The organism is Candidatus Hydrogenedentota bacterium (assembly GCA_019695095.1).
Taxonomy (GTDB): Bacteria; Hydrogenedentota; Hydrogenedentia; order Hydrogenedentales; family SLHB01; genus JAIBAQ01.
The window spans coordinates 1-20,884 of the sequence record JAIBAQ010000103.1 but is presented as its reverse complement, the minus strand read 5'-3'; the positions used below and the strand labels follow the sequence as shown (position 1 = coordinate 20,884).

The window sequence follows — 20,884 nt, the reverse complement described above, 5'->3', positions numbered from 1 at the left end:
TGGCTCCGCGAGTAGGACTCGAACCTACGACCTAGTGGTTAACAGCCACCCGCTCTACCGACTGAGCTATCGCGGAATATCGCAGCCGGATACGTTACCAGACAACGGAGGCGTTTTCAACTTTTTTGGCGCTCGGACGATATGCTTGAGCTGCCGTCACGATACGCGCCGCAATTTCGTCACGCGGCCGTCGGGAATCCACTCGCCGACGTAGACGTTGCCGTCGTGGTCCCAGATGGCGCCGTGGGGCGACGTGAACTTGCCGGGCACGCGCTTCTCGTGGGGGATGTTAGGCCAGCCTTCCATCTTGTTGGCGTCGGGCACCTCGCCAAGATGGCACACGAGCTTGTTGTCCTTGTCGAAGATCGTCACGCGCCCAAACAGATCCGGTACGAGCAGGTCCGTGCCGCGCTGATCGAAATGGCAGGGGTGCAACAGGTCGTTGGTCACGAACCGCAGGTGGTTGCCCTCCAGATCGAAGTACTGCAAGCGCACGTTCGCGCGGTCAGCGACGACGATCTCCGGCTTCGCGCCGCGCGTGTCGATCCAGATGCCGTGCGGGCAGTTCATCTTGCCGGCTTCGGAGCCTTTGCCGCCCCAAGTCCGGATGTATTCGGCGTTCTTGTTGTACTGGTGAATGTAGCTGAGGCCGTAGCCGTCGGCGACGTAGAAATCGCCGTTGGGCGCAATCGCAATGTTCGTGGGGACGTACTGGTCTTCCTTTTCGTAGACCTTCGAGTCCATGGGACACTTGATCTCCCACACGACCTCGCCGGTGAGCGTCGTCTTCACACAACGGTGCTGGCCCGTCAACGCGAGGTAGAGATACTCGTCGCCGCCTTCCTTGCTCAACTGCAAGCCGTGCGCGCCGGACACATACTCTTCGCCCCAGGCCGTGATGTACTTGCCGTCGCCGTCGAACACCACCATCGAATGCCCCGTCGGGCTTTGGTTGTGCACGTAGATGCGGCCTTGCGAATCCTCGCAGACGCCATGCGTATTGCCGTATTTTACATTGTCCGGCAGCGCACCCCAGTTCTCCACCAACTCGTACGTGTGCGCGCCCGCGCCCATCGTCTTTGCCTTCACGCTCTTCTCCTTACTCTCGGCGCCCGCGATTGCCGGGCCTACTGCCGCCGCAACCGCGCCCGCGCCCAAGCCTTTCAACACCGTTCGGCGAGACACACCGCGTCCGCCGCGCACACCGTGCCCGTCATTGGTCATGGCCGTTCACCTCGTTCGTATGTGTAAGTCACCAGGAATCGGACTTATGGGACGCGTATTTTACGGGGTTGTGGAAGTAGGTGCAAGGGGAAGCAAGCACAAAGTATGTCTTGGATGGAGTCGATATACAACTCATGAGAAAACCGAAGGTCGATTTGGATGGAAATGCGTGTGAGATAGCAGAGGACTATTGCTGGCACTTGAAGCAAACACTCATTGAGGTTTACATATCTTGCACGGCGAATACCCATTCGAGATGGCCTCATCTCGTGATAAAGGTATGACTTGGGACGCTTTGTTCAAACCTCTGCACGTACGTGTGGAATGGTACTTTTGTCCGCTTTCGGGAGCTATATAGACGGTTGGTGTCGGCGTCAGGTCTTTTGACGTGCCATCGTAAGCACCAGTGTAGTCTGCAGATTCCTTCGTAGTCGATGGATCTTCATATGGAAGCAACTCTATATGAGCTAGCTCACGTCCGTCCAAGAAACCACTGTAGGTATTACCAGCGGCATCCCAACATCGAGCTTGATACCACTCCCCTCCATATCTTGATTCTCTCGTGACAATCTCGATCATTCCACCTTTAGGGATCGTTGAGGCACTCTTCTTGGCATATTCTTCATTACTCATCACTGGGAGAAATAGCACTGCGGCGCCAAGAGTGTATTTGCCCGGAGAGACTGGAGCCAAAGACTCCTCATGGACATCTTGCTGAGTCTGTGTTTCGCTGGCAGCAGGTAGCTGCACCTCGGGTGAGGCAACCGTTTCCGGGTGATTCGGAGTCCTTTCACGGGGCGCCAATACGGCAAGGACAAAACAGCCGCCAAAAAGAAGAAGCACTGCAATTCCACAACCCTTGGCAGCAACTGCACACCCTCGTTGTGGATTCGAAGACTGAGGAGAAGCCTCCTGCGCTTGGTGGCTTCCAGAGGCACCACTAGACAAGTGTGAGACGTTATAGACTCCTGTACCCGGAATTCCCACACTGGAATAGGGCCCGCGCGAGCCAACACCGACTCGCAGCCCTGGAATTCCTACGCTTACGCCTACACCTCGCTTCCCAAAGTTGAGGCGTGTGAACTTACCCAAGGTAATGCTCTTGCGAAACCGCCATGCCATCGCAAACCTCCGCGTTTCTAATAGCGAAGTCAATACTACTACTAATCTATGCTCCCAAACGAATGTGAATACCTTTGGCCAAGTAGCGCGCGGTGACGACAATGGAGTAAAACGGCCTTGTCGATGAGGCGGGGCCCGGAGGTTAGCGATGTCACCGAGCGACTTGGTTCTGTTGCAGCGATGGTGCGCCGAACGCGATGCCGAAGCGTTCGCCGAAGTGGCGAAGCGGCACGCGGGCATGGTCTTTGGCGTGTGCCGCCGCGTGTTGGGCGATGCATCGCAGGCTGAGGACATCGCGCAGGAATGTTTTGTTGCGCTGGCGCAGAGCGCTGTGCCCCCGCAAGCGAACCTCCCGGGGTGGTTGTATCGCGTTGCGGTCAACAAGGCCCGCGATCACGCGCGCAGCGACTCGCGCCGTCGAAGGAGAGAGACCTCCTACCAGCAATCGCGTCCCGAGACGAATGAGGTCCATTGGGGCGATATCGAAGCGTTTGTAGATGAGGCGATTGCGGGACTACCCGATGAATTGCGCGAGCCGCTCGTCGCGCATTTCGTTTTGGGACAGACACAGGCGGAAATCGCCGAGCGCATCGGCGTGTCGCGCCAAACCATCACCTACCGGATTGGACAAGGCGTGGAACGCGTCCGAAAGGACTTGGCAAAACGCGGCATCGGCGTTACGGCCTCCGCGCTCACGCTGGTTCTCACGGCGAACATGGCCGAGGCCGCGCCCGCGACGCTCGTCGCAGCACTCGGTAAATTGGCCGTATCCGGGATACCCGTCGCCGCAGGTGCGTCGATGTTGGGCGGACTGGTCACGGCAAAGACATTTGGGACGATAGTCGCTGCCGTGATCCTGTTTGGCATCGTGGGCATGGCCGCATTTCATATGAATCGCCGCGCACCAGTGCAGAAGATCGCCGCCCTGGATGCGAATGCGACAACGACCGGTCATTCCACAAGCGCAATAGTCCCTTCATCGAGCGGAGATCAAGGCGCGTCAACGCGCGCTGCCGCCGCCCCGTCAGGCGATGCCCTGCCCGTCGTGCGCATCACAGACATGAAGACGAAAGAACCCGTCTCCGGCATTGACGTCATCTTCTATAGACATGGCGTCGAGTGGGAGTTGAAAGCAACTTCCGATGCCACAGGACGCATTCCGGTTCCCGCGCTCGCTCCTGGCGACTACCGGGTATTGCTTCGCCGTAGTGCCTACTACCTTGCTGGAGGCACACCCACCTTCGAAGACAACGACGGCAGTCGAAAAGTACGGTTCACGGTGGACGCGCATGGGATCTGCCCACCTGTGCAACTCGACGTGTTGCGCGGTGCGACGGTGTCGGGGCGCGTATTTGATGAACGGCGTAATGAACCCGTCCCGGGAGTCTTCCTGAATGTAGCAACTATAGACACAAATAGAAAGTGGCTTGGCCTATCAGCAGAAACGGATCAACAGGGGATGTATCTTGTGGAAGGCCTTCCACCGGGACGGTGGGAAGTAATTTGCAGGTGTCCCAAGGATAGGGAATACAGGCTTCCGGTGGACATACCGCCCGCGTGCGAGCCAGTGACCGGTCTGGACTTCCTGGTCGACCGCGGTATACGCGTGTCCGGGCGCGTAACAAGTGAATCGGGACAGCCTGTAGTCAAAGCGACTGTACGCGGCGTCTTGCGTGCAAATGGAAATCTTGAGTCAAACGACGACCTTACCGGTCAAGACGGCCGTTTTAACCTGTACGGATTCGTACTGAGTGGACAGCTCAACCTGCAAGCGTCCAAAGACGGTGAACTCTCCGAAATTATCGGGCCATACGAACTGACTTCAGACATGGAAGGCATCGAAATCGCCGTCAAGCCCGGTCCCAGCGTTTCCGGCTTCGTGGTCGATGGCGACGGACAACCGGTCGCGGGAGCGCAACTCTCCGCCTACTACTTGCCCGAGAATTTTCCAGCAGTCGGCCCGAACGAGCGCGGACTGGATCACAACGACTTCAATGCATGGAGAGTCGCGACGGCAAACCCGGATGGCTCCTTCCAATTCCAGGGACTTTACCCAGGTGTCTACGGACTCAATGCCAAGGCACCCGGCGATTCGCCTCCCAGTTGGGGTGACATGTTGTTCTTGAAGCGAATCGTGGTTCAGTGGGGACACCAGCTCAAAGACATTCGGCTCGCACTCGGACAACCCGAGCAAGGGAATGGCCTAACCATCGCTGGTCGTGTGCTCACACAAGATGGACGCCCCGTTCCGGGTGCGGAGGTGATGGCATCGAAGCGTGGCGGTCCGTGGTACTCCAAGACAAAGGCAAATGCAAACGGAGACTTTTCACTACCGGGCCTGGACGAGGGGGAACACTCCGTCATGGCAACATTCGTGGATGTCGGGGAATCGGAAAAGGTCTACGCGCCCGCCGGGAGTCGCGGCGTCAATCTCCACATTCAGCCCAACGCTTCTATTAAGGGAAGCGTGGTTGACGCGGTTAGCGGCAACGCAATCGGGCGATTCAAATTTCTGTGCCAGGACTCCGGCAGCGTGGCGCCTCAGGGTATCTTGAAAGACATAGCAGTTGAGTCCAGGGACGGTATGCTTGAAGAGTCCGGCGTGAAACCCGGCTCGAAGGACCTAAGTGTCTTGGCTTCCGGATACCGCATATTCCGAGAGAGTTTCCAGGTCGAACCGGGTGAGACAAAAGTCCTGAACGTCCGTTTACAACCTTCCCCACCTCTAAGTGGCATCGTCGTGGACGAGAAGGGGTCGCCGGTTCCTTCGGCGCAGGTGTATCTGCTCGATCCGAATTACACCGTTGGAAGCATGACCTACGAGAGGCTGGCGCGTGATACGCAATGGAGAGATACCATTTCTGACGCCAATGGCACGTTCTCTGTCGACCTTGTGCCTCCCAATCCGTTGATGGTTTTCGCGTGCAAGCAAGGATACGCCGTCGGCAAGACACCAGTACTACAAAACTCAGATACGCTGCAAGACGTACGCATCGTGCTCCGTAAAGGCGGAACGATCGAGGGCCGCGTTACGATGGGTGGGCAACCTCTTTCTTGGAAAGTGGGGTATCCCGTATGCGTCAAGATCGCCGGCGAGGAAAGAGACACATCGGTCTGCGACAGCCAGGGCGCTTATCGTTTCGAGCAAGTCGAGCCGGGCGATGCGGTCGTAGAGGGGTACGTGTTTAAAGATGGAACAACTTTCCTCGTGGCTTCCCCAACCATACAAGTCAATGCCGGAGCCACCGTCGTGATGGATTTCGATCTGCCCATTTACGAGGGGTCCCTGCAAGGAACCATAAGCGCGGGCGGCCAGCCTCCTAAACGGGTTGAGATTGTCGCTACGTGGACCAATACCCAAGGCGAGAAGGAAACCGCACAGACTTCCTACCACCAAGAAGGCCGCTACACGCTGGACTATTTGCCCACCGGGAAGATCCAAGTTCATGTCGCCGCCATAAGCGCGGAGGGCGCGGCAGTTGAGAGGGAATTCGACGTCGACGTGGTTTCCGGTCAACCCACTGAAATGGACTTCGAGTTGTAGCGGCGAATTCACAAGGCAGGTCGAGATTAGAAGTGGCGGAGAGGGGGGGATTCGAACCCCCGGTACCGCAAGCGATACAACGGCTTTCGAGGCCGCCGCCTTCAACCACTCGGCCACCTCTCCGCGGATTGACAAAATCATCGCGCGGCCTAGCCGCACGCTATGGAATTGCGCACCCGATTTCACGAGCACGCAACGAAAGATGATAGCAGAGAACGGGCAGCCGAGTCGAACTTTTGTCACGCCCATAAGACCCATAGGACCCATTCGTCCCATTCGAAAAGCCGGAGCAAGCTAAACCACTTAATCTGGGCTCAGCGCTGTTTCGCCTTTCACGATTGCGGTAGAATCCGCTTCGTATGGAAAACGAGACACCATCCGGAAAGCCCGGCGCGCACAACATCATCTTTGCGGCCACGCTTTTTCTGCTGACCATTCTGGTCTTTCAAGGCGTGCGGCATAACGCGTTCATCAATTTCGACGATCCCCGGCTGATCACGCAGACCCCCCAGGTGCGCGCCGGACTCACGTGGAGTGGCGTGCAATGGGCCTTCACGACGGGCTATTTCGCGATTTGGCATCCGCTTACATGGCTGTCACATATGGCCGACGTGTCGCTGTTCGGCATGAATCCCGCCGGGCACCACCTCATGGCCGTCTTCATCCATGCTCTTGGAATGTCCCTATTATTCGTAGCCTTGGCGCGCATGACAGGCTCCCCCTGGCGCAGCGCGATTGCTGCCGCGCTCATTGCTGTTCACCCGTTACGCGTCGAGTCGGTTGCATGGGCGGCGGAGCGGAAGGACGTACTGTACGCGGCATTCTGGTTCGCGACGATTCTCGCGTACGCCCACTATGCAAAGAAGCCGGCGTGGACACGCTATGCCATGGTCTTTCTGGCAGCGGCGTGCGCGCTGATGGCCAAACCCATGGCCGTTACCCTGCCGTGCGCGCTCCTGTTGCTGGACTACTGGCCGCTGGCGAGACTACGGCGAGTCGACCTTACTGAAGGCGTATCGCGCCCGACAGCGGCACGTCTCGTGATGGAGAAGATTCCTCTTTTCCTGTTGAGCTTCATCTGTTCCATCATCACGTTTCGCGTCAGTCATGGCCAGGGCGCATCCAAGACTCTTGTGCAATATCCGCTGTGGCTGCGCGTCGAAAACGTAATCGTGTCCTACGTCGCTTATCTCGGGAAGATGGTCTGGCCGTTCGATTTGTCTGTGCACTATCCCTTCCCCAGCGAAGGGTACGCGACAGTGACCGTTGTCGCTTGTGCGGCAGCCCTCTTGGTAATCACCGCCTTATCCTTATACCTCGCGCGGACGCGGCCATACGTGCTCGTGGGATGGTTGTGGTATCTCGGCACGCTGATACCCGTGATCGGCCTCGTACAGGTCGGGCACCGCGCGATGGCCGACCGGTTCACCTATGTGCCGAGCGTCGGAATCGCGGTGGCGATAGTGTGGCTGCTCGCAGACTTCGTGCGCGACAAGGCCGGTGCGCGCAAGGTGCTGACCGTATGCGTGCTTCTGTTGATTGCAGCCTTCTCCGTGCTGAGTATTCGCCAAATCGCCATGTGGCGCGATAGCCGCACGTTATTCGCGCACGCTGTTCGCATCGTTCCGGAGAGCGGTGTGGCACACAACAATCTCGGCCTGGCGCTGATGGAGTCGGGAGACTTGGCGGGTGCGCAGGCCCAGTTCGAACAGGCCGCTGAATTCTCTCGCGAGGGCGCAAGCGCTCTGATAAACCTGGGCATTGTCAAAGGCATGCAAGGCGATATCAACGGTGCGGCGGCCGAACTGAAGCGGGCAGTCGCCATGTCGCCCGGCGACCCGGACGCTCACTTCAATCTCGCGGTGGCACTGCAGGCTTTAGGCGACCGTGCCGGCGCCGCGGAACATTTCAAGGAGGCACTCCGATTGCGGCCTTCGTATGCCGAGGCTCGTGCCGGATTGGACGCGCTGGGTACTCCGTAAACGATGAAGGTTTCGCCGACAACAGGTCCGCTAAGGCGATCATGGGCTTTTCACGGAGTCGGATCCGAGAACCTTACCGATAAACGCTTCTATTTTCGGGAGGCTGTCTTTCTTCGACACGGCCGTGTCGTAATGATCGCCGCGCGTTTCGATCATTGTCTTTGGATCATGGGCTCTATCAAATAGGCCGCGACCGTGCCGAATAGGGTATTGCGTGTCGTCGACGCTGTGGATAATCAAGACCGGTGCACTTACGTTCCCAATCTTGTTCTTGTTGTCGAATCGGTAGCGCATGAACAGATTCCACGGAAACCATGCGAGTGCGTCGCTTGCGGCTTCGGGAAGCGAAAGATAAGTACTATCGAGGACAAGCGCCGCTGGTTTGACTTGGGTAGACAGATCGCAGGCAACACCTCCGCCAAAAGAATTCCCCCAGACGATGATTTTGCCGGGCGACACACCTTTGATCTTGATCAGCCAATCCCACATCGCACGTACATCGGCATAACTCCGAGATTCGGATGGCCGGCCCGTACTGTTTCCCGAACCGCCACAATCAAAGATGAGCGTGGAACATCCCAGCGAGCGAAAGAGAGCCGTGGAATCCAGATGGGTTGCAACGTTTCCACCGCTGCCGTGACAGAACAAGACGACTCCACGCGCGTTGTCGACCTGCAAGTACCATCCGTGGGTCTTGTTCTTTCCAACGGGTACAACCACATCCTCAAAAGCCCATCCTTTAGACGACGGATTAGAGGCAAGCCCCGGCTCTCCTTGAAAGAGGAGACGGGGTTGCGCAAAGAAGAATACGACGTAAAACCCAATCGCCACCAAGGCGAGCAGCACACCGACGCGACGAATCATGGCCAAAAGGCGTTTCATATAGGGTCGCAACTCCGAACAATTGGCGTATCACGGCCTCGTCAATGCAGACGGCCGATTACTGGCTCAGATTGTCGCCGCCGAGGTCGCGTTCGCGGTCGGGGCGTGACTCGTCTTCGTCGATGGTGTTGCCGAGCCAGCCTTTGCGCCAGAAAAACCACAGTTGCACGCCCGCGATTGCCGCCATGAGCGCGATCACGAAGGGATAACCGAACGCCCACTCCAATTCAGGCATGTTCCAAGGGGACTTTTCGGTGTGGAAGTTCATGCCGTAGATACTCGCGATAAACGTCATGGGGATGAAGATGGTCGAGATCACGGTCAACACGCGCATCACTTCGTTGAGCTTGGCGCTAAGCGATGACAGGTACACGTCCATAAGGTCGGACACGATTTCGCGGTACGCTTCGACCAAGTCCAGGATTTGGATGGTGTGGTCGTAGCAGTCGCGCAGATACACGCGGGTCTCGTTGGTGAAACTGCCGCCGCGGTCGCGCAATAACGAGTTGATCGCTTCGCGGAGGGGCCAAACCGCGCGCCGCAGCATCAGCAGGTCGCGCCGAACGCGGTGAATCTCGTTGACTAATCCTCTGCGCGGCGATTCGAGCACCTCGTCTTCGAGGTCTTCGAGCTGGTCGCCGTATAGTTCAATGATCGGGAAGTAGGCGTCCACCAAAGCATCAATGAGGCAATACGCGAGGAAGTCAGCGCCTTCGCAGCGAATCCGTCCGAGCCCTTTGCGGATGCGGTCGCGCACGGGATTGAAGCAGTCGCCGCCGGGCCGTTCCTGAAACGTAAGAATGTAGTTTTCGCCCATGAACATCGAGAGCTGTTCTGTCTCGATGCCTTCGCCCTGATAGACCATGCGCGCGACGAAGAACAATTGGTCGTCGTACTGTTCGACCTTGGGGCGCTGATGCACGTTCACGACGTCTTCGAGCGCGAGACGGTGCAACTCGAACATGGTGCCCAGTTGCTGCAACACCACTTTGTCGCCGAGGCCGTCGACGTTGATCCAAGTCAGCGGCCATTTGTGGAGAAACTCGGGAATGCAGTACGGACCTTCGACCTGTTCTTCGACAAATCCTTTTGGCCCGAACGCAAGCACGGTGATGACGGGAGGCGGCGCTTCGGGATCGACGACGATCGTTCCCGGCGAAGCGCCAGGCGGCGTGCGTCGTCGGAACGAGATCACGGCGGCCCCTCCCTCAATTTCCTTGCGAACTGCTTCTAAAGACGTATTTCTGGGATACGTTACCAGAGTGTTCTACTCCGTTGCACGCGAAATCGAGGGGGAAAGGCAGCGACACGTCCGCGATTTCGACAGGGCAAGGAGATCGGGTCAAGACGGAATGCATCGACCTCGAATGGGAGCAGTTTGGGATTAAGAGGCCGCAATTCAAAGGGTACCCCGGCAATACAGGGTGGGTTTAATGTAATGCCCCTTCAGGGCACTGCGATTGGGGTCATGGTTTCCTAGGGCGGCGTTTGAGATTGTTCGTTGCTTGCCCGCAACAAACAATCCCAAACTCTGCCCTAGGCTACTGAGTTTAGCGCCTTCGGCGCAGTATGCGCAGTGCCGTTGGCGTGAAATACGTGACGCCCACTGGCACAGTATGCGTAGTGCCATTGGTGCGTAATGCTTAGGGTCCTGGACACTCCGGAGAATGAGACGGTGCACGGCATGAGCCAATGCTTAAGGCCACCTGTAAGTAGCACGTGGCGCAGATTGCCGAGCGCCGCGATCGCCGAGTGCGGCGTGGTGTATGCCTCAGGCTGGAAGTAGTGTCGATGCTCGCGGCTACGAGAACAGTGCCGCTTATTTGGTTTCTCTATCGGAGCTCACGGCGGCGCTTGCCTTCACGCGATTGACGTATGTCCGGTAGGCCTCGTAGGCGGCCAGCACTTCCGGTTTCGCTGTTCCACCGGCGGGGTCCATGAAGGGGAAGTATCCCCAATTGATGATGCCGTCTCCGTAGCGGGCGGCAAGCTGCAGCTTCTGCTCAAGCCAATCGATGGGCGTAAACCGCCAGGGAACCTTGTTTTCTCGTTCCAGGGCTATGAACTCTTCCCAATTCGCGACGTGGGCCTCGCCCGTTTCCACGTTCACCCAAAACTGCGCGCCGGCTTCGTCGCAGGCTTTGCGCATTGCCGCAAAAAACGGCTCGCGGTCAGCCACGGTAAAGAACGACAAGTGCTCAGCGCCCGAATCCTGCAGCATCAGGATGTCGATCCCCGTTTCCTTGAGCGATTCGCCCCACCACGAGGCGTACTCTTCCGGTGTCTGGTACCGAAAGCCTCGCCGGCTCAGCGAATCCATCATGAAGAACGGCGAAACCGTCACAACACTCTTCGGCGCGACCCGGTGGCACGCGCTTGCCGCTTCCTTCCAAGCCGTGCGCCAAAACGTGGTCTGTTCCTTGTCGTCCGGCGCGATGGGATTGATTTCGTGGTTGATGTACCACCCGTGGAACGAAGCGTGTGCGCCATAGCGAGCGCTGAAGGCCTCCGCGTACGCGCGCATCTCCGAGGCCATCGCCTCAGCCGTCGTTTTTCCGTACCACCCGCCTTTCGGCAAATCGGCGATCACGCGCATGGCGTTGGCGTCGGCGATCTCATAGATCAGGGCCAACGGATCGGTCTTCGCGTCCGGCGCAGTCGCAAGCCGGAACAATGACGGCGTGTTCAATAACCAGAGGATGTCGAAACCCACCGCGCGTTGTTCACCAATGGCCTGCTCAAACTGCGCGCGCGTCCACGATCCGTGGGCCGCATCCGACAACCACCACAAGGTCCCGCGCATGAGCGGCGAGGTGCGCAACGCAGACTCACCCGCCGCCGCGATACTCAGACAACTCAGAAGGAGAACTGCGACATATCTCATGCGTGATACTTTCCAATCATGGAGCCCCAGGAATTTCGTGGTCCCTATTTGTCCTTTCGCGCCTCATGCCTGCACAGTCACTTCCAGGCAGTCTCCGGCCTTCAGGACTACCGGCTGCGCAAACGACACATGCCCATCGGAACCGTGTGCAAGAGCAACAGCAGTACCGTTGACTGTCGCTTTTGCGCGTCCTGCGGCTTTGCCGAGCGCCAACTCGTTCAACACCACTTCGCCGTATCGTATCTCCACCGTATTCTTGTGGCTCTTTCCGTTGCGGGCCTGCGATACGGTTCCCCAGCCCTTCGCGCCGGAGAAGAAGCCTCGGTAATTGTCCGGAGTCAGGCGCGGCTCCAGCGCCAGGCGGCCCGATGCCGCGTCGTACTCGAGACCCGCGGCAACATTTAGCAGGCTGTGTGCCGACATCGCGCGCGAATAATGATAGCCGCATTCGAGTTCTGCCCACGGATTGCGTCGACTACCCGTATAACGGTCGCGCGCGCCTCGAACGATCTGCAGACCTTCCGTGACCATGCCTTCGTAGATCATCGTAGCCGCAACGTGGTACTCGATGCCGGTCCACACCTCGTCGCAATACAGAATGGGTTTCTCCGGACGTCCGCCGCGCGGCCACGTGCAGATTAGCAGCCCCTTCTCGTCTTCTTCCGCAAACTTGCGCGGCCAGTGCTTGTGTCCCGTGAGATCCGATCTCCAACAGTACTTGTACACCGAGGCCAACACGTGCGCAATGCGTTCTTTCGGAAGCACGTAGCCCAGTCCCAGGATAAAGGCCCACCATTGCCCGAACAGTTGGTCGGCATGGCAGCCAGGCCCGAAACAATTGTTGTTGTTATACGTCTTCTCATCGGCTTCGGGCGCGTCGAACACGTTGTAATAGAACTCACCGTTCCAACACGCCGTGTCGTACGCGACTTTGCCCTTCTCGAAGCGCTCGCGGAACTTGCCCGCCGAATCGGTGTCGTTCATGATCTTCGCCATCTCTTCGGCCGCGCGAAGCGCCGCGAGATACAGCGTGCCAATGAACGTGTTGCTGCCGAAGAGGTGCGTATCGTAGGTGTTCGGCTGTTCCCCGCGAATGATGCCTTCGCCCTTCGGATCGTGGTGCTCCATGATGTAGCACATGAGCGTCTTGGCGCGTTCCCACACCTTCTCCAGCCACGCGCGGTCGCCGCACAACTGCCATTCACGGTATGTCTTCAAGATCGTGCCCAGTTCGCCGTCCAACGCGGGGTGCTCGGGTCCGCCGATTTTGTCCCCCAAGCGCGGCGCCGACAACGGCAGCACCGTCCGGTGGGGAATGTAGTGTTCGGTCGGATTCATCTGCACGAGGAGATCCGTTTCGCGCACGTTACGTTCAAGCTCGGGGAACAGGAACGCCGTCGACATCGCATAGTTGTAGACGTGTGTACAATTCATCGGACAGCAGCGGTCCGCGCCTTCAAAGCCTCCAAAGGTGCCGTCTTCAAGCCAAATGTAGACGGGCGAGCAGATTGTGGAAATGTTCGCGGTCACACAATCGAGGTAGTAGCGCGGCAAGGTGCTGTCGTATAGCGTGTCATGGAATAGGTGCGTTTCCGCCGCCAACCGGTCAAAGTTCGCAGCCAGGTAATCCACGACTTCCGCGACATTCTTGAACCACGTGTTGTAGCGGTTGCCAAGACGGTAGTCGAACTGATACGCGGGCGGACCCCATCCGTATTTGTCATCGCGAATGCGGTTCGGGAAATGCCACGCCAACGCGAACGTAACAGACTTCTCTTCGCCCGGTGCGAGCGAGAGACCTGCCGCAATCGCCCCATTCCACGTGCGCCCCGGCGCGCTGGGTTCTGTCGCACCCGGCGCAAGACGGCCGTTGTCTGCGAACTCAGTCCACAACGCCTCGAAATCGTCCCACTGCGGCTTCGCGGAAACGTCCGCGTCGCCTAACACGGCGAGTGCCATTCCTCCCGCAAGCGGGTGCTCGGGGCTGATGCCCGTCATCGGCGCATAATTCGACTTCGTCGCGGCAGCGAGAAGATTGCCGATGACGGCCTTGCGATCGGGTCCATCCACCCACGCGTTCGGAGTGCCGATGCAGACGACAAGCACGCCTTTGCCGCACTGGCCCGCGATGACAAGCGGCTTGCCGTCGTCGGTCTCCAGGAGAACTTGCGCATTCTTTTTGACGTGCAAACCTTCCAGGGAGTACGTGAGCTCGACCTCGTCTGGCGCGTTGCTCAGACCCGCAAACACAGGCGACTGCCGGTTCAACTTCACTCGGGCTGGCTCGGCAAGCACGTTCTTCCACGTGAAGGGCAGCGCTTCCTTCCAGCGCTTGACCTCTTTCTTGTCGAGCACTTCTGCCTGCGGGGCGTCGCCGAACGTGATGGAATCCACGAGGATGTGTCCCCACGACCCCGTGTGCGAGTCTACGACCTCAATGACGCCTTTCTTGCCCTTGTGGGCGCTCACGTCCCACGTCACTGGACGAAGGTTTTCGGAGTTGTCGCCGACCGCTGTGGCCACCACGTTTCCGTCAATTAACAGGTTGACACACGTCTGTCCCGCGTGGCTTCCGCCACCGACGCGCAAATGGATGAACTTCTTCCGAATTGTGAACGGCTTCGACGTGGCCTTGCCCGTCGCCGAATCACCGTTGGCGAAAGAGCTCAGGTAGAACTTGCCTTCCCATCCGCCTACCGGCAACTGGTTAGGCAGTGTTCCTGTCACGGGACCTTTCCCGAAACAGGCGCCCTCAATCTTCCAGTCGCCGAATTCGCCCGACTCCCAGTTCTCGAACACTTCTGCTGCACTTTTCCTGCCGCGACGTCGCATCTGCGTCAGGAGGGACAAGTGGTCGTTGGTGAGCACGGCTGTCGCGCCTTTTCCAACGGCATCGAGCAGCGAAGAAAGTTCTCCATCGGTGACGCGGCCCTTCGTATCCGAGACCCAATGCGCGTCCGTGGGTTGACCATCCAACACGATGGGCGTGCGCGGACCGTACGTAACCTTCGCGTTGTTCGCGTGGCGCATGTGAAACGCCACGTCCTCGTCGTTTGTCATGATTTGAACCGGTGTGCTGAAAGCGTGGCCGCCGCCTTGCTTGTATCCCATCTGCACGGAGGCCAAGCCCTGTTTCGCGGAAAACGAATTCTGGTTGAATCCCGATTCCGTGTACTGGACACCTTCCAGCGGGCGGTAGCCGTCCCAACCGACAAGGTTCGGGGCGGCGGCAAGCAGCGAAACCTCGACCGGAGTCTGCCCCTGATTGCGAACGGTGTACCGGAATACGACAGCGGGTATAGCGGAGTCTTTGGTATTCAGGGGAATGAACGGCGAATAGGCTTCCAAGGCGACAGAAACGGGAAGGTTATCTTCAAGATAGCGCAGCCACGCAAAGGGGTACTCGCCCTCGAATTCGATGGCGTCCACGCCCCGCGATTCGGCATCGGTGCGTGATTGGAGCAGGCGCGTGACGGCATTTACGCCCGGGGCCTTTGCGCGAATCGCAAAGAACGAACCCTTTACCGTAGCAGCTTGGTTGAAGTTGTTCGCCATCTGCCACGGGTTCAGGGTCCCGTCCCCGCGCAGGTACACCTGACCGCCGCCGATACCTCCCATGGGCATCGCGATGTGAGTGAGTTCTGCGCCCCGATAAACGCGCCGCGCGCCGGGTTCCAACAAGGACTGAGTCCACGTTTCCAGCGCTTCGGCTTGCGCTTTCTGCGCGGCAAGCAGACTCAGCCCCCCCGCCGCGACCGCCGCTGTCTTGATGAAGTCCCTGCGGTTTAGCTCACTGACTGCCTTACCCCCGCAACACGACTTCCCTCCGCAGCACGAGTTGCCTGACTCTGGCATGGCCCCTCCCTCATCAGTTTTGGTTTGTTCACACGCCCCAGAATGTGATTACAACTTCGCGCAGTGTAACAAATGCACCCACGAAGTCGAAATGCGATGGGTTGCCTATAGACCTTCCGTCTACTCTTTGGGCGGAGGCACCATTCCTGCCGAAGACTGTTTGTACGGCAGGTGCTCTTTCAGGATCTTGTCCTTACGTTCTTGGCGGTACTGCCGGATCTTGTCTGCGAGTTCCGGACGCTGCAGCGAAAGAATCGAGATTGCATACAAAGCCGCGTTGGCCGCGCCAGACGGACCAATGGCAAAGGTCCCCACGGGAATGCCTTCTGGCATTTGCACGGTGGAGAGCAGCGAATCGAGTCCTTGAAGGCGGCTGTCCATCGGGACGCCGAGCACGGGCTTCAAGGTCTGCGACGCTATCACGCCGCACAAGTGGGCCGCTCCGCCAGCACCGCCGATGTAAGCCTGGCAACCCCGCGCTTCCGCGGACTTGAGGTACTCGGCGAGTTCGTCCGGGGTGCGATGCGCGGAAAGGACGCGGCATTCGTGCGGGATTCCGAATTTATGCAAGGTATCCGACGCAGGCTTCATGGAATCCCAGTCGGATTTGCTTCCCATGATAACGGCAACCAACAGTTCAGGCTCGGCGCTCATACGATGAAGCTCCTTCAGTGCTCGGGGGTTTGGGTTAGGACTTAGCCGGGTCCGAAAGTTCATTCAGCAGATCCGTCATGAGCTGGCCCATGTCCGGATCGCTGTTTGCCTCGTACGCGTTGACGAGATTGAGCAGGACGCGCCTCATAATGTCCACGGAGGACGGCGCCTCGACAAGGACATGTTCAACGGCCGGCCCCAGGCGGCTCTTGAGATGATTCAACTCATTCGCCGTAAGCAGGCGTCCACCGTTAAAGCAGTCAAAATACAAATTCGCGCCGTTCATAACGCCACGCGCCAGGAAGTGTCCGGGCAGGTTGCACCCAAACACGGTCACCCCGACGCGAACGCCGACAAGCATGAAGATACACGCCAGACTTATGGGCAACCCGCGCTTTTCCTGAATGACGTGGTACAAATTGCTGTTCAATGGGTGATAGTAGTCATCCACATTGCCCTGCAGTTGCTTGGCGGCAAATAGAAAACGGCTCAGCGAAATCGGGTCTCGCGGCCGGGCTGTCGAGAGAAATTCCTTCGCGAGATCGTTCAACAAATCGGAAAGGCGCACGGGGGGCGCCCAGCCATACTGTATCTGGCCAAGAATCTCGAAGGCGGTCTCTAGCTGGGCGTACGGCGACGGAAGAGTGCGCCACTTGCGCCACGCTTCGCGCCGAGTTTCCATCGCGCGGTAGTGGACCAGGACGTTCGACAGATGCCCCCGCTGCGCAGGGGTCAATTCCACGTCGCAGGCCCGCAACTCATCCTCCAGCGCCGGCCCAAACGCCAACAGTTCCCGCAGTACTTGATCGCGTACTCCAGGCGACTCGTCGTCCAACAAACGGACAAGGTGAGGCAATTGACTACGTTCTATCATAAACTTCGTGAGTGGTTCGCAACCGTTAGAATGAGAAGATCATCCACGATTTTGGGGGTAATTTTCAATGTTCTGGAGCGGACACACCCGGACTTGTCCGTCGCATCCATTGGGTCAACAAAGAAGGCGCAGGCCCGAAAGCCTGCGCCGTAGGGAGTCGATCAATCTCGTCTTTTACAGCACACCGTACCGCGAGCGGCTGAGCATTTCCTGAGCCGTGCAGTTGATGCCGGGCGTGTAACCGGGCAAGGGCTTGATGTGCGTGTGATACGCATCCAGGAACCAGCTCGGCTGCGGATAATAGAAGTCTTCGAGTTCCGCGGGCGGCACGATCCAGTTCTCCGCGCCGACGACAACAGGCGGCGCATCGAGGTAATCGAATGCGGCCTGCGTAATCTGCGAGGCCACGGTGTGCAAAAAGCTGCCGCGTTCGCACGCATCGCTGCCGAGGATGAGTTTGCCGGTCTTCTTCACGGAGCGGTAGAGGATTTCCAGGTCGAAGGGTACGAGGCTTTGCCCGTCGATCAGTTCGACGGAGATACCGTATTCCTTCTCCATGCGTTGCGCCGCTTCGTGAGCGCGGTACAACGTTGCACCGAACGTGAGCAGGGTGAGGTCTTTCCCTTCCTTCAGCACTTCCGGAACGCCAATCGGCAGCGTGTAGTATTCCGCGGGCACGCCCTGCGGATGGAACGTCTCCGTGATGTCGTACAAGCGCTGGCTCTCGAAGAACACCACCGGGTCGTTGCCGCGCAACGCCGTCGCCATGAGCCCCTTCGCGCTGTACGGGGTCGCGGGGAACACCACTTTCAGGCCGGGGATGTGCGCGCACAATGCGGTCCAATCCTGGGAATGCTGCGCGCCGTACTTGCTGCCCACCGACACGCGCAGGACAACGGGCATTTTCACGTAGCCGCCGGACATCGCCTGCCACTTGGAAAGTTGGTTGAACACTTCGTCGCCGGCGCGGCCCATGAAGTCGCAGTACATCAACTCGACGACGGGGCGTCCGCCTTCGAGCGCCATGCCGACGGCCGTGCCGACAATCGCGCCTTCCGAAATCGGCGAATTGAACAGACGGTGATACGGCAACGCCTCGGTCAGGCCGCGGTAGACCGCAAACGCGCCGCCCCAATCGCGGTTTTCCTCGCCGTAAGCCACAACGCGCGAGTCGTTGTAGAAGTGATGAATGAGCACTTCGAAAATGCCGTCGCGGAAGCTGACGGCTTTGCCTTCTTTCAGAGTCTCACCGTTGGGACCGATGCCACTGCGCGACTTCTTCGCGATTTGCTGTACACGCGGGTTGTCCGCGAGCGGCATCAACACGTCGTCCGGCCTCTCAAGTCCCGGCAATTCCTTCAGCAGTTCGTTCGAGAACATGATGGTGTCGATACCGGCATACGGCTTGAGCACCATGCGCGGCGAGGTCTTCATGTCCACCGCGAGGGCGCAGGCCTTGGTCACTTTGCGCGTGGCGTATTCGCCAATCGCTTTGAGGTCGTCTTCGCTCGCGACACCCGCCTCGATCAGCTTGCCGCCAAACTCGGTAATCGGGTCCACCGCGCGCCACATATCGATCTCTTCGCGCTCGCGGTACGAAGACTGGTCGCTGGGCGAGTGTCCCGTCTGACGGTAGCACACGACCTCCAACAGCACCGGCCCGCCCTTGTCTTCGATGGTTTTCAGTTTGCGCTTGTAGGCGTCGGCCAGCGACAAGGGATTGTTGCCGTCGACGCATTCCGCGTGCATGTTCTCGGGATTGATGGCAGCGCCGATACGCGCAAGCCGCTCAAAGCCCATCGTCTCGCCGATCGGCTGCCCGCCCATACCGTAGAAGTTATTCATGAAGTTGAAGATAATCGGCAGGCCCCCCTTGAAATCAGAGCCCCACAGCTTGTCGAACTGGCCCATCGCCGAGAAGCCCAGCCCTTCCCACACCGGGCCGCAACCGATGGACGCGTCGCCGATGTTCGCCACCGCGATGCCCTTCTTGCGCAGCACTTTCTTGTACAGCGCGCCGCCCGCCGCAATGTCACCGCTGCCGCCCACGATGGCGTTGTTCGGGAAAATGCCGAAGGGGATAAAGAAGGCGTGCATCGAGCCGCCCATCCCCTTGTTGAATCCGGTTTCGCGGCCGAAGATTTCCGCAAGCAATCCGTACAACAGGAAATCGACACCGAGCTCCTCGTCCTCGTCCAGTTTCAGCAGGGCCTTTCCGTTGCTGCCATCGTTGATGGTCAACGGGGCGGCCTTCGCCTTGTCCGCTTCGACGATTTTGAGAATCGTACCGTCAAAATAGTCCTTCATAATCGTCGCGAGCGCAGGACCCTTGAGGTCCTGAACCGCGCGCAGCCCCTTCGCGATGATTTCGCCGTGGCTGCGGTGGCTGCCAAAGAGGTGATCGTCCACCGTCAAGTGGAAGCACTCACCGACCGCCGCGCCTTCCTGCCCGATGGAAAGGTGCGCTGGTCCGGCGTGCTTGTAATCGATACCCTGATACGACCCGACCTTCTTGATCTGGTCGAGCATCGTCTCGAATTCGCGGATCAAGACCATGTCCCGGTAGACCCGCAAGCAGCTCGCCTTGGTGATATCGGGATTGTGTTCGAGTTCTTCTCGAACCGTCTTCTTGTACGTGTTGATGGGAATTGATCCCAGCTCAAGGACGTCGCTCTTGCGCGCCTCGGCTGGAATGACCATGAGTTTCTTAGCCATGAAGTGAACCTTTAGTCCCCGTGCGGGTGGTATTCGGGTGGCAACTGTACTATCGCACGCCAACCCGATAGAGAGGGCTTAGTATAGCCAAAAACCGGGGTTAATGTCCAAAGTACGGCGTGTTCGCGTTCGCGGTGTCCTGTCCTTCATAATCTTCGCTTCGACTGGAAAGGAAACCTCATGAAAGCCGCTGTTCTTGAAGCGATTGACCGATTGACCGTGAAGGAAGTCCCAACCCCGGTAGTCGACGACGACGAGGTGTTGGTAAAAGTGGCCGCGTGCGCGGTGTGCGGGTCGGATATTCGGATGTTCCATCACGGCAGCCCGAGGCTGAAGCCGCCGGCCATCATGGGACACGAGGCGGCGGGGGTCGTGGAGCGCGTCGGCAAGCATGTCACCAAGTTCAAACCGGGCGACCGCGTTGCGATGGGCGGCGATGTGCCTTGCGGCGAATGCCCCTTCTGCGAAGCGGGCATCGGCAACAACTGCCAGATCAACTATGCGCTGGGCTATCAGTTTCCGGGCAGCTTCGCGGAGTACGTGCTGTTGAACCGGATGGTCGTCAATTACGGCCCCGTGCACAAAGTTCCCGATCACGTCTCCCTGGAGGAGGCCGCGCTGGCGGAACCGCTCGGATGCGTGCTGAACGCGTTGGAGCTGTCTCCGGTGAAATTCGGCGACGCCGTGGTCATCATCGGCGCGGGTCCCATCGGGTGCATGATCATCGAAGTCGCGAAGAAGATGGGCGCGGGAAAGGTCATTCTCGTGCAACGGTCGCGGCCCCGCCTGGAAATGGCAAAGCGCTTCAACGCCGACGTGTACATATGCTCGGGTGAAGAGGATGCCGTCACCCGCGTGAAGGAAGAGACGCACGGGCTTGGCGCGGACGTGATTATCACGGCGTGCCCGTCGCCGGAAGCTCAAGTGGACGCGCTGAAAATGGCGAAGAACCGCGCGTGGGTGAACTTTTTCGGCGGACTGCCCAAAGACAAGTCGATCGTGCCGCTCGACACGAACATAATTCACTACAAAGAGCTGTTCGTGTGCGGTTCGCACGGTTGCATGCCGCGGCATCACCAGAAGGCGGTCGATCTCATTGCGGACGGCGTCATCGATGTGAAGCAGTACATTTCGCATCGGTTCCCGCT

The 20,884-nt window shown here is 58.7% G+C and carries 11 protein-coding genes, 2 tRNA genes and 1 pseudogene; 3 read left to right on the top strand and 11 right to left on the bottom strand.

What is annotated here, in order from left to right:
- From K1Y02_16500 to K1Y02_16490, 3 genes and pseudogenes are all read right to left on the bottom strand, one after another.
- A tRNA-Asn gene (locus tag K1Y02_16500) sits at window positions 1-76 on the bottom strand.
- An 80-nt stretch (window positions 77-156) separates the two neighbouring features.
- On the bottom strand, window positions 157-1,224 hold the full coding sequence (locus K1Y02_16495) for a hypothetical protein (protein MBX7257962.1): 1,068 nt from the start codon (window positions 1,222-1,224) through the stop codon (window positions 157-159).
- A 942-nt stretch (window positions 1,225-2,166) separates the two neighbouring features.
- A pseudogene (locus tag K1Y02_16490) lies at window positions 2,167-2,346 on the bottom strand (DUF4236 domain-containing protein).
- Window positions 2,347-2,494: 148 nt separating this feature from the next.
- Between K1Y02_16490 and K1Y02_16485 the strand changes: the two are divergent.
- Complete coding sequence (locus K1Y02_16485) at window positions 2,495-5,890, top strand: sigma-70 family RNA polymerase sigma factor (GenBank protein ID MBX7257961.1); 3,396 nt, start codon at window positions 2,495-2,497, stop codon at window positions 5,888-5,890.
- Window positions 5,891-5,923: 33 nt separating this feature from the next.
- Here the strand turns inward: K1Y02_16485 and K1Y02_16480 are convergent.
- Window positions 5,924-6,013: transfer RNA gene (locus K1Y02_16480), tRNA-Ser, on the bottom strand.
- A gap of 236 nt (window positions 6,014-6,249) precedes the next feature.
- On the opposite strand from K1Y02_16480, the gene K1Y02_16475 reads away from it, so the two are divergent.
- Entirely contained in the window at window positions 6,250-7,872 is a 1,623-nt protein-coding gene (locus K1Y02_16475; GenBank protein ID MBX7257960.1) for a tetratricopeptide repeat protein, read from the top strand.
- Window positions 7,873-7,911: 39 nt separating this feature from the next.
- Here K1Y02_16475 and K1Y02_16470 read toward each other — a convergent pair whose 3' ends face one another.
- The 7 genes from K1Y02_16470 to K1Y02_16440 all read right to left on the bottom strand — a co-directional run bounded on the left by K1Y02_16470 (window position 7,912) and on the right by K1Y02_16440 (window position 19,736).
- The gene (locus K1Y02_16470; protein MBX7257959.1) at window positions 7,912-8,754 is read right to left on the bottom strand and encodes an alpha/beta hydrolase; all 843 of its coding nucleotides are present in this window, start codon (window positions 8,752-8,754) and stop codon (window positions 7,912-7,914) included.
- Window positions 8,755-8,812: 58 nt separating this feature from the next.
- Complete coding sequence (corA, locus tag K1Y02_16465) at window positions 8,813-9,949, bottom strand: magnesium/cobalt transporter CorA (GenBank protein MBX7257958.1); 1,137 nt, start codon at window positions 9,947-9,949, stop codon at window positions 8,813-8,815.
- A gap of 624 nt (window positions 9,950-10,573) precedes the next feature.
- Window positions 10,574-11,638, bottom strand: a complete 1,065-nt coding sequence (locus K1Y02_16460) for a DUF4434 domain-containing protein (GenBank protein ID MBX7257957.1) — start codon at window positions 11,636-11,638, stop codon at window positions 10,574-10,576.
- Between the two features lie 63 nt (window positions 11,639-11,701).
- On the bottom strand, window positions 11,702-15,493 hold the full coding sequence (locus K1Y02_16455) for a twin-arginine translocation signal domain-containing protein (GenBank protein MBX7257956.1): 3,792 nt from the start codon (window positions 15,491-15,493) through the stop codon (window positions 11,702-11,704).
- 120 nt (window positions 15,494-15,613) lie between these two features.
- Window positions 15,614-16,147, bottom strand: a complete 534-nt coding sequence (gene purE / locus K1Y02_16450) for a 5-(carboxyamino)imidazole ribonucleotide mutase (GenBank protein ID MBX7257955.1) — start codon at window positions 16,145-16,147, stop codon at window positions 15,614-15,616.
- 34 nt (window positions 16,148-16,181) lie between these two features.
- Entirely contained in the window at window positions 16,182-17,021 is an 840-nt protein-coding gene (locus tag K1Y02_16445; GenBank protein MBX7257954.1) for a transglutaminase-like domain-containing protein, read from the bottom strand.
- A gap of 174 nt (window positions 17,022-17,195) precedes the next feature.
- Window positions 17,196-19,736 (bottom strand): dehydrogenase, encoded by a 2,541-nt coding sequence (locus tag K1Y02_16440; protein MBX7257953.1) that lies wholly within the window; start codon window positions 19,734-19,736, stop codon window positions 17,196-17,198.
- 180 nt (window positions 19,737-19,916) lie between these two features.
- On the opposite strand from K1Y02_16440, the gene K1Y02_16435 reads away from it, so the two are divergent.
- On the top strand, window positions 19,917-20,884 hold a 968-nt coding region (locus tag K1Y02_16435), incomplete at its 3' end, for an alcohol dehydrogenase catalytic domain-containing protein (GenBank protein ID MBX7257952.1).

What these genes read in the sequence shown, in the direction of transcription:
- K1Y02_16495 (MBX7257962.1), bottom strand. Translation starts at nt 1,224, where the DNA reads ATGACCAATGACGGGCACGGTGTGCGCGGCGGACGCGGTGTGTCTCGC.
- K1Y02_16485 (MBX7257961.1), top strand. Translation starts at nt 2,495, where the DNA reads ATGTCACCGAGCGACTTGGTTCTGTTGCAGCGATGGTGCGCCGAACGC.
- K1Y02_16475 (MBX7257960.1), top strand. Translation starts at nt 6,250, where the DNA reads ATGGAAAACGAGACACCATCCGGAAAGCCCGGCGCGCACAACATCATC.
- K1Y02_16470 (MBX7257959.1), bottom strand. Translation starts at nt 8,754, where the DNA reads ATGAAACGCCTTTTGGCCATGATTCGTCGCGTCGGTGTGCTGCTCGCC.
- K1Y02_16460 (MBX7257957.1), bottom strand. Translation starts at nt 11,638, where the DNA reads ATGAGATATGTCGCAGTTCTCCTTCTGAGTTGTCTGAGTATCGCGGCG.
- K1Y02_16455 (MBX7257956.1), bottom strand. Translation starts at nt 15,493, where the DNA reads ATGCCAGAGTCAGGCAACTCGTGCTGCGGAGGGAAGTCGTGTTGCGGG.
- purE (MBX7257955.1), bottom strand. Translation starts at nt 16,147, where the DNA reads ATGAGCGCCGAGCCTGAACTGTTGGTTGCCGTTATCATGGGAAGCAAA.
- K1Y02_16445 (MBX7257954.1), bottom strand. Translation starts at nt 17,021, where the DNA reads ATGATAGAACGTAGTCAATTGCCTCACCTTGTCCGTTTGTTGGACGAC.
- K1Y02_16440 (MBX7257953.1), bottom strand. Translation starts at nt 19,736, where the DNA reads ATGGCTAAGAAACTCATGGTCATTCCAGCCGAGGCGCGCAAGAGCGAC.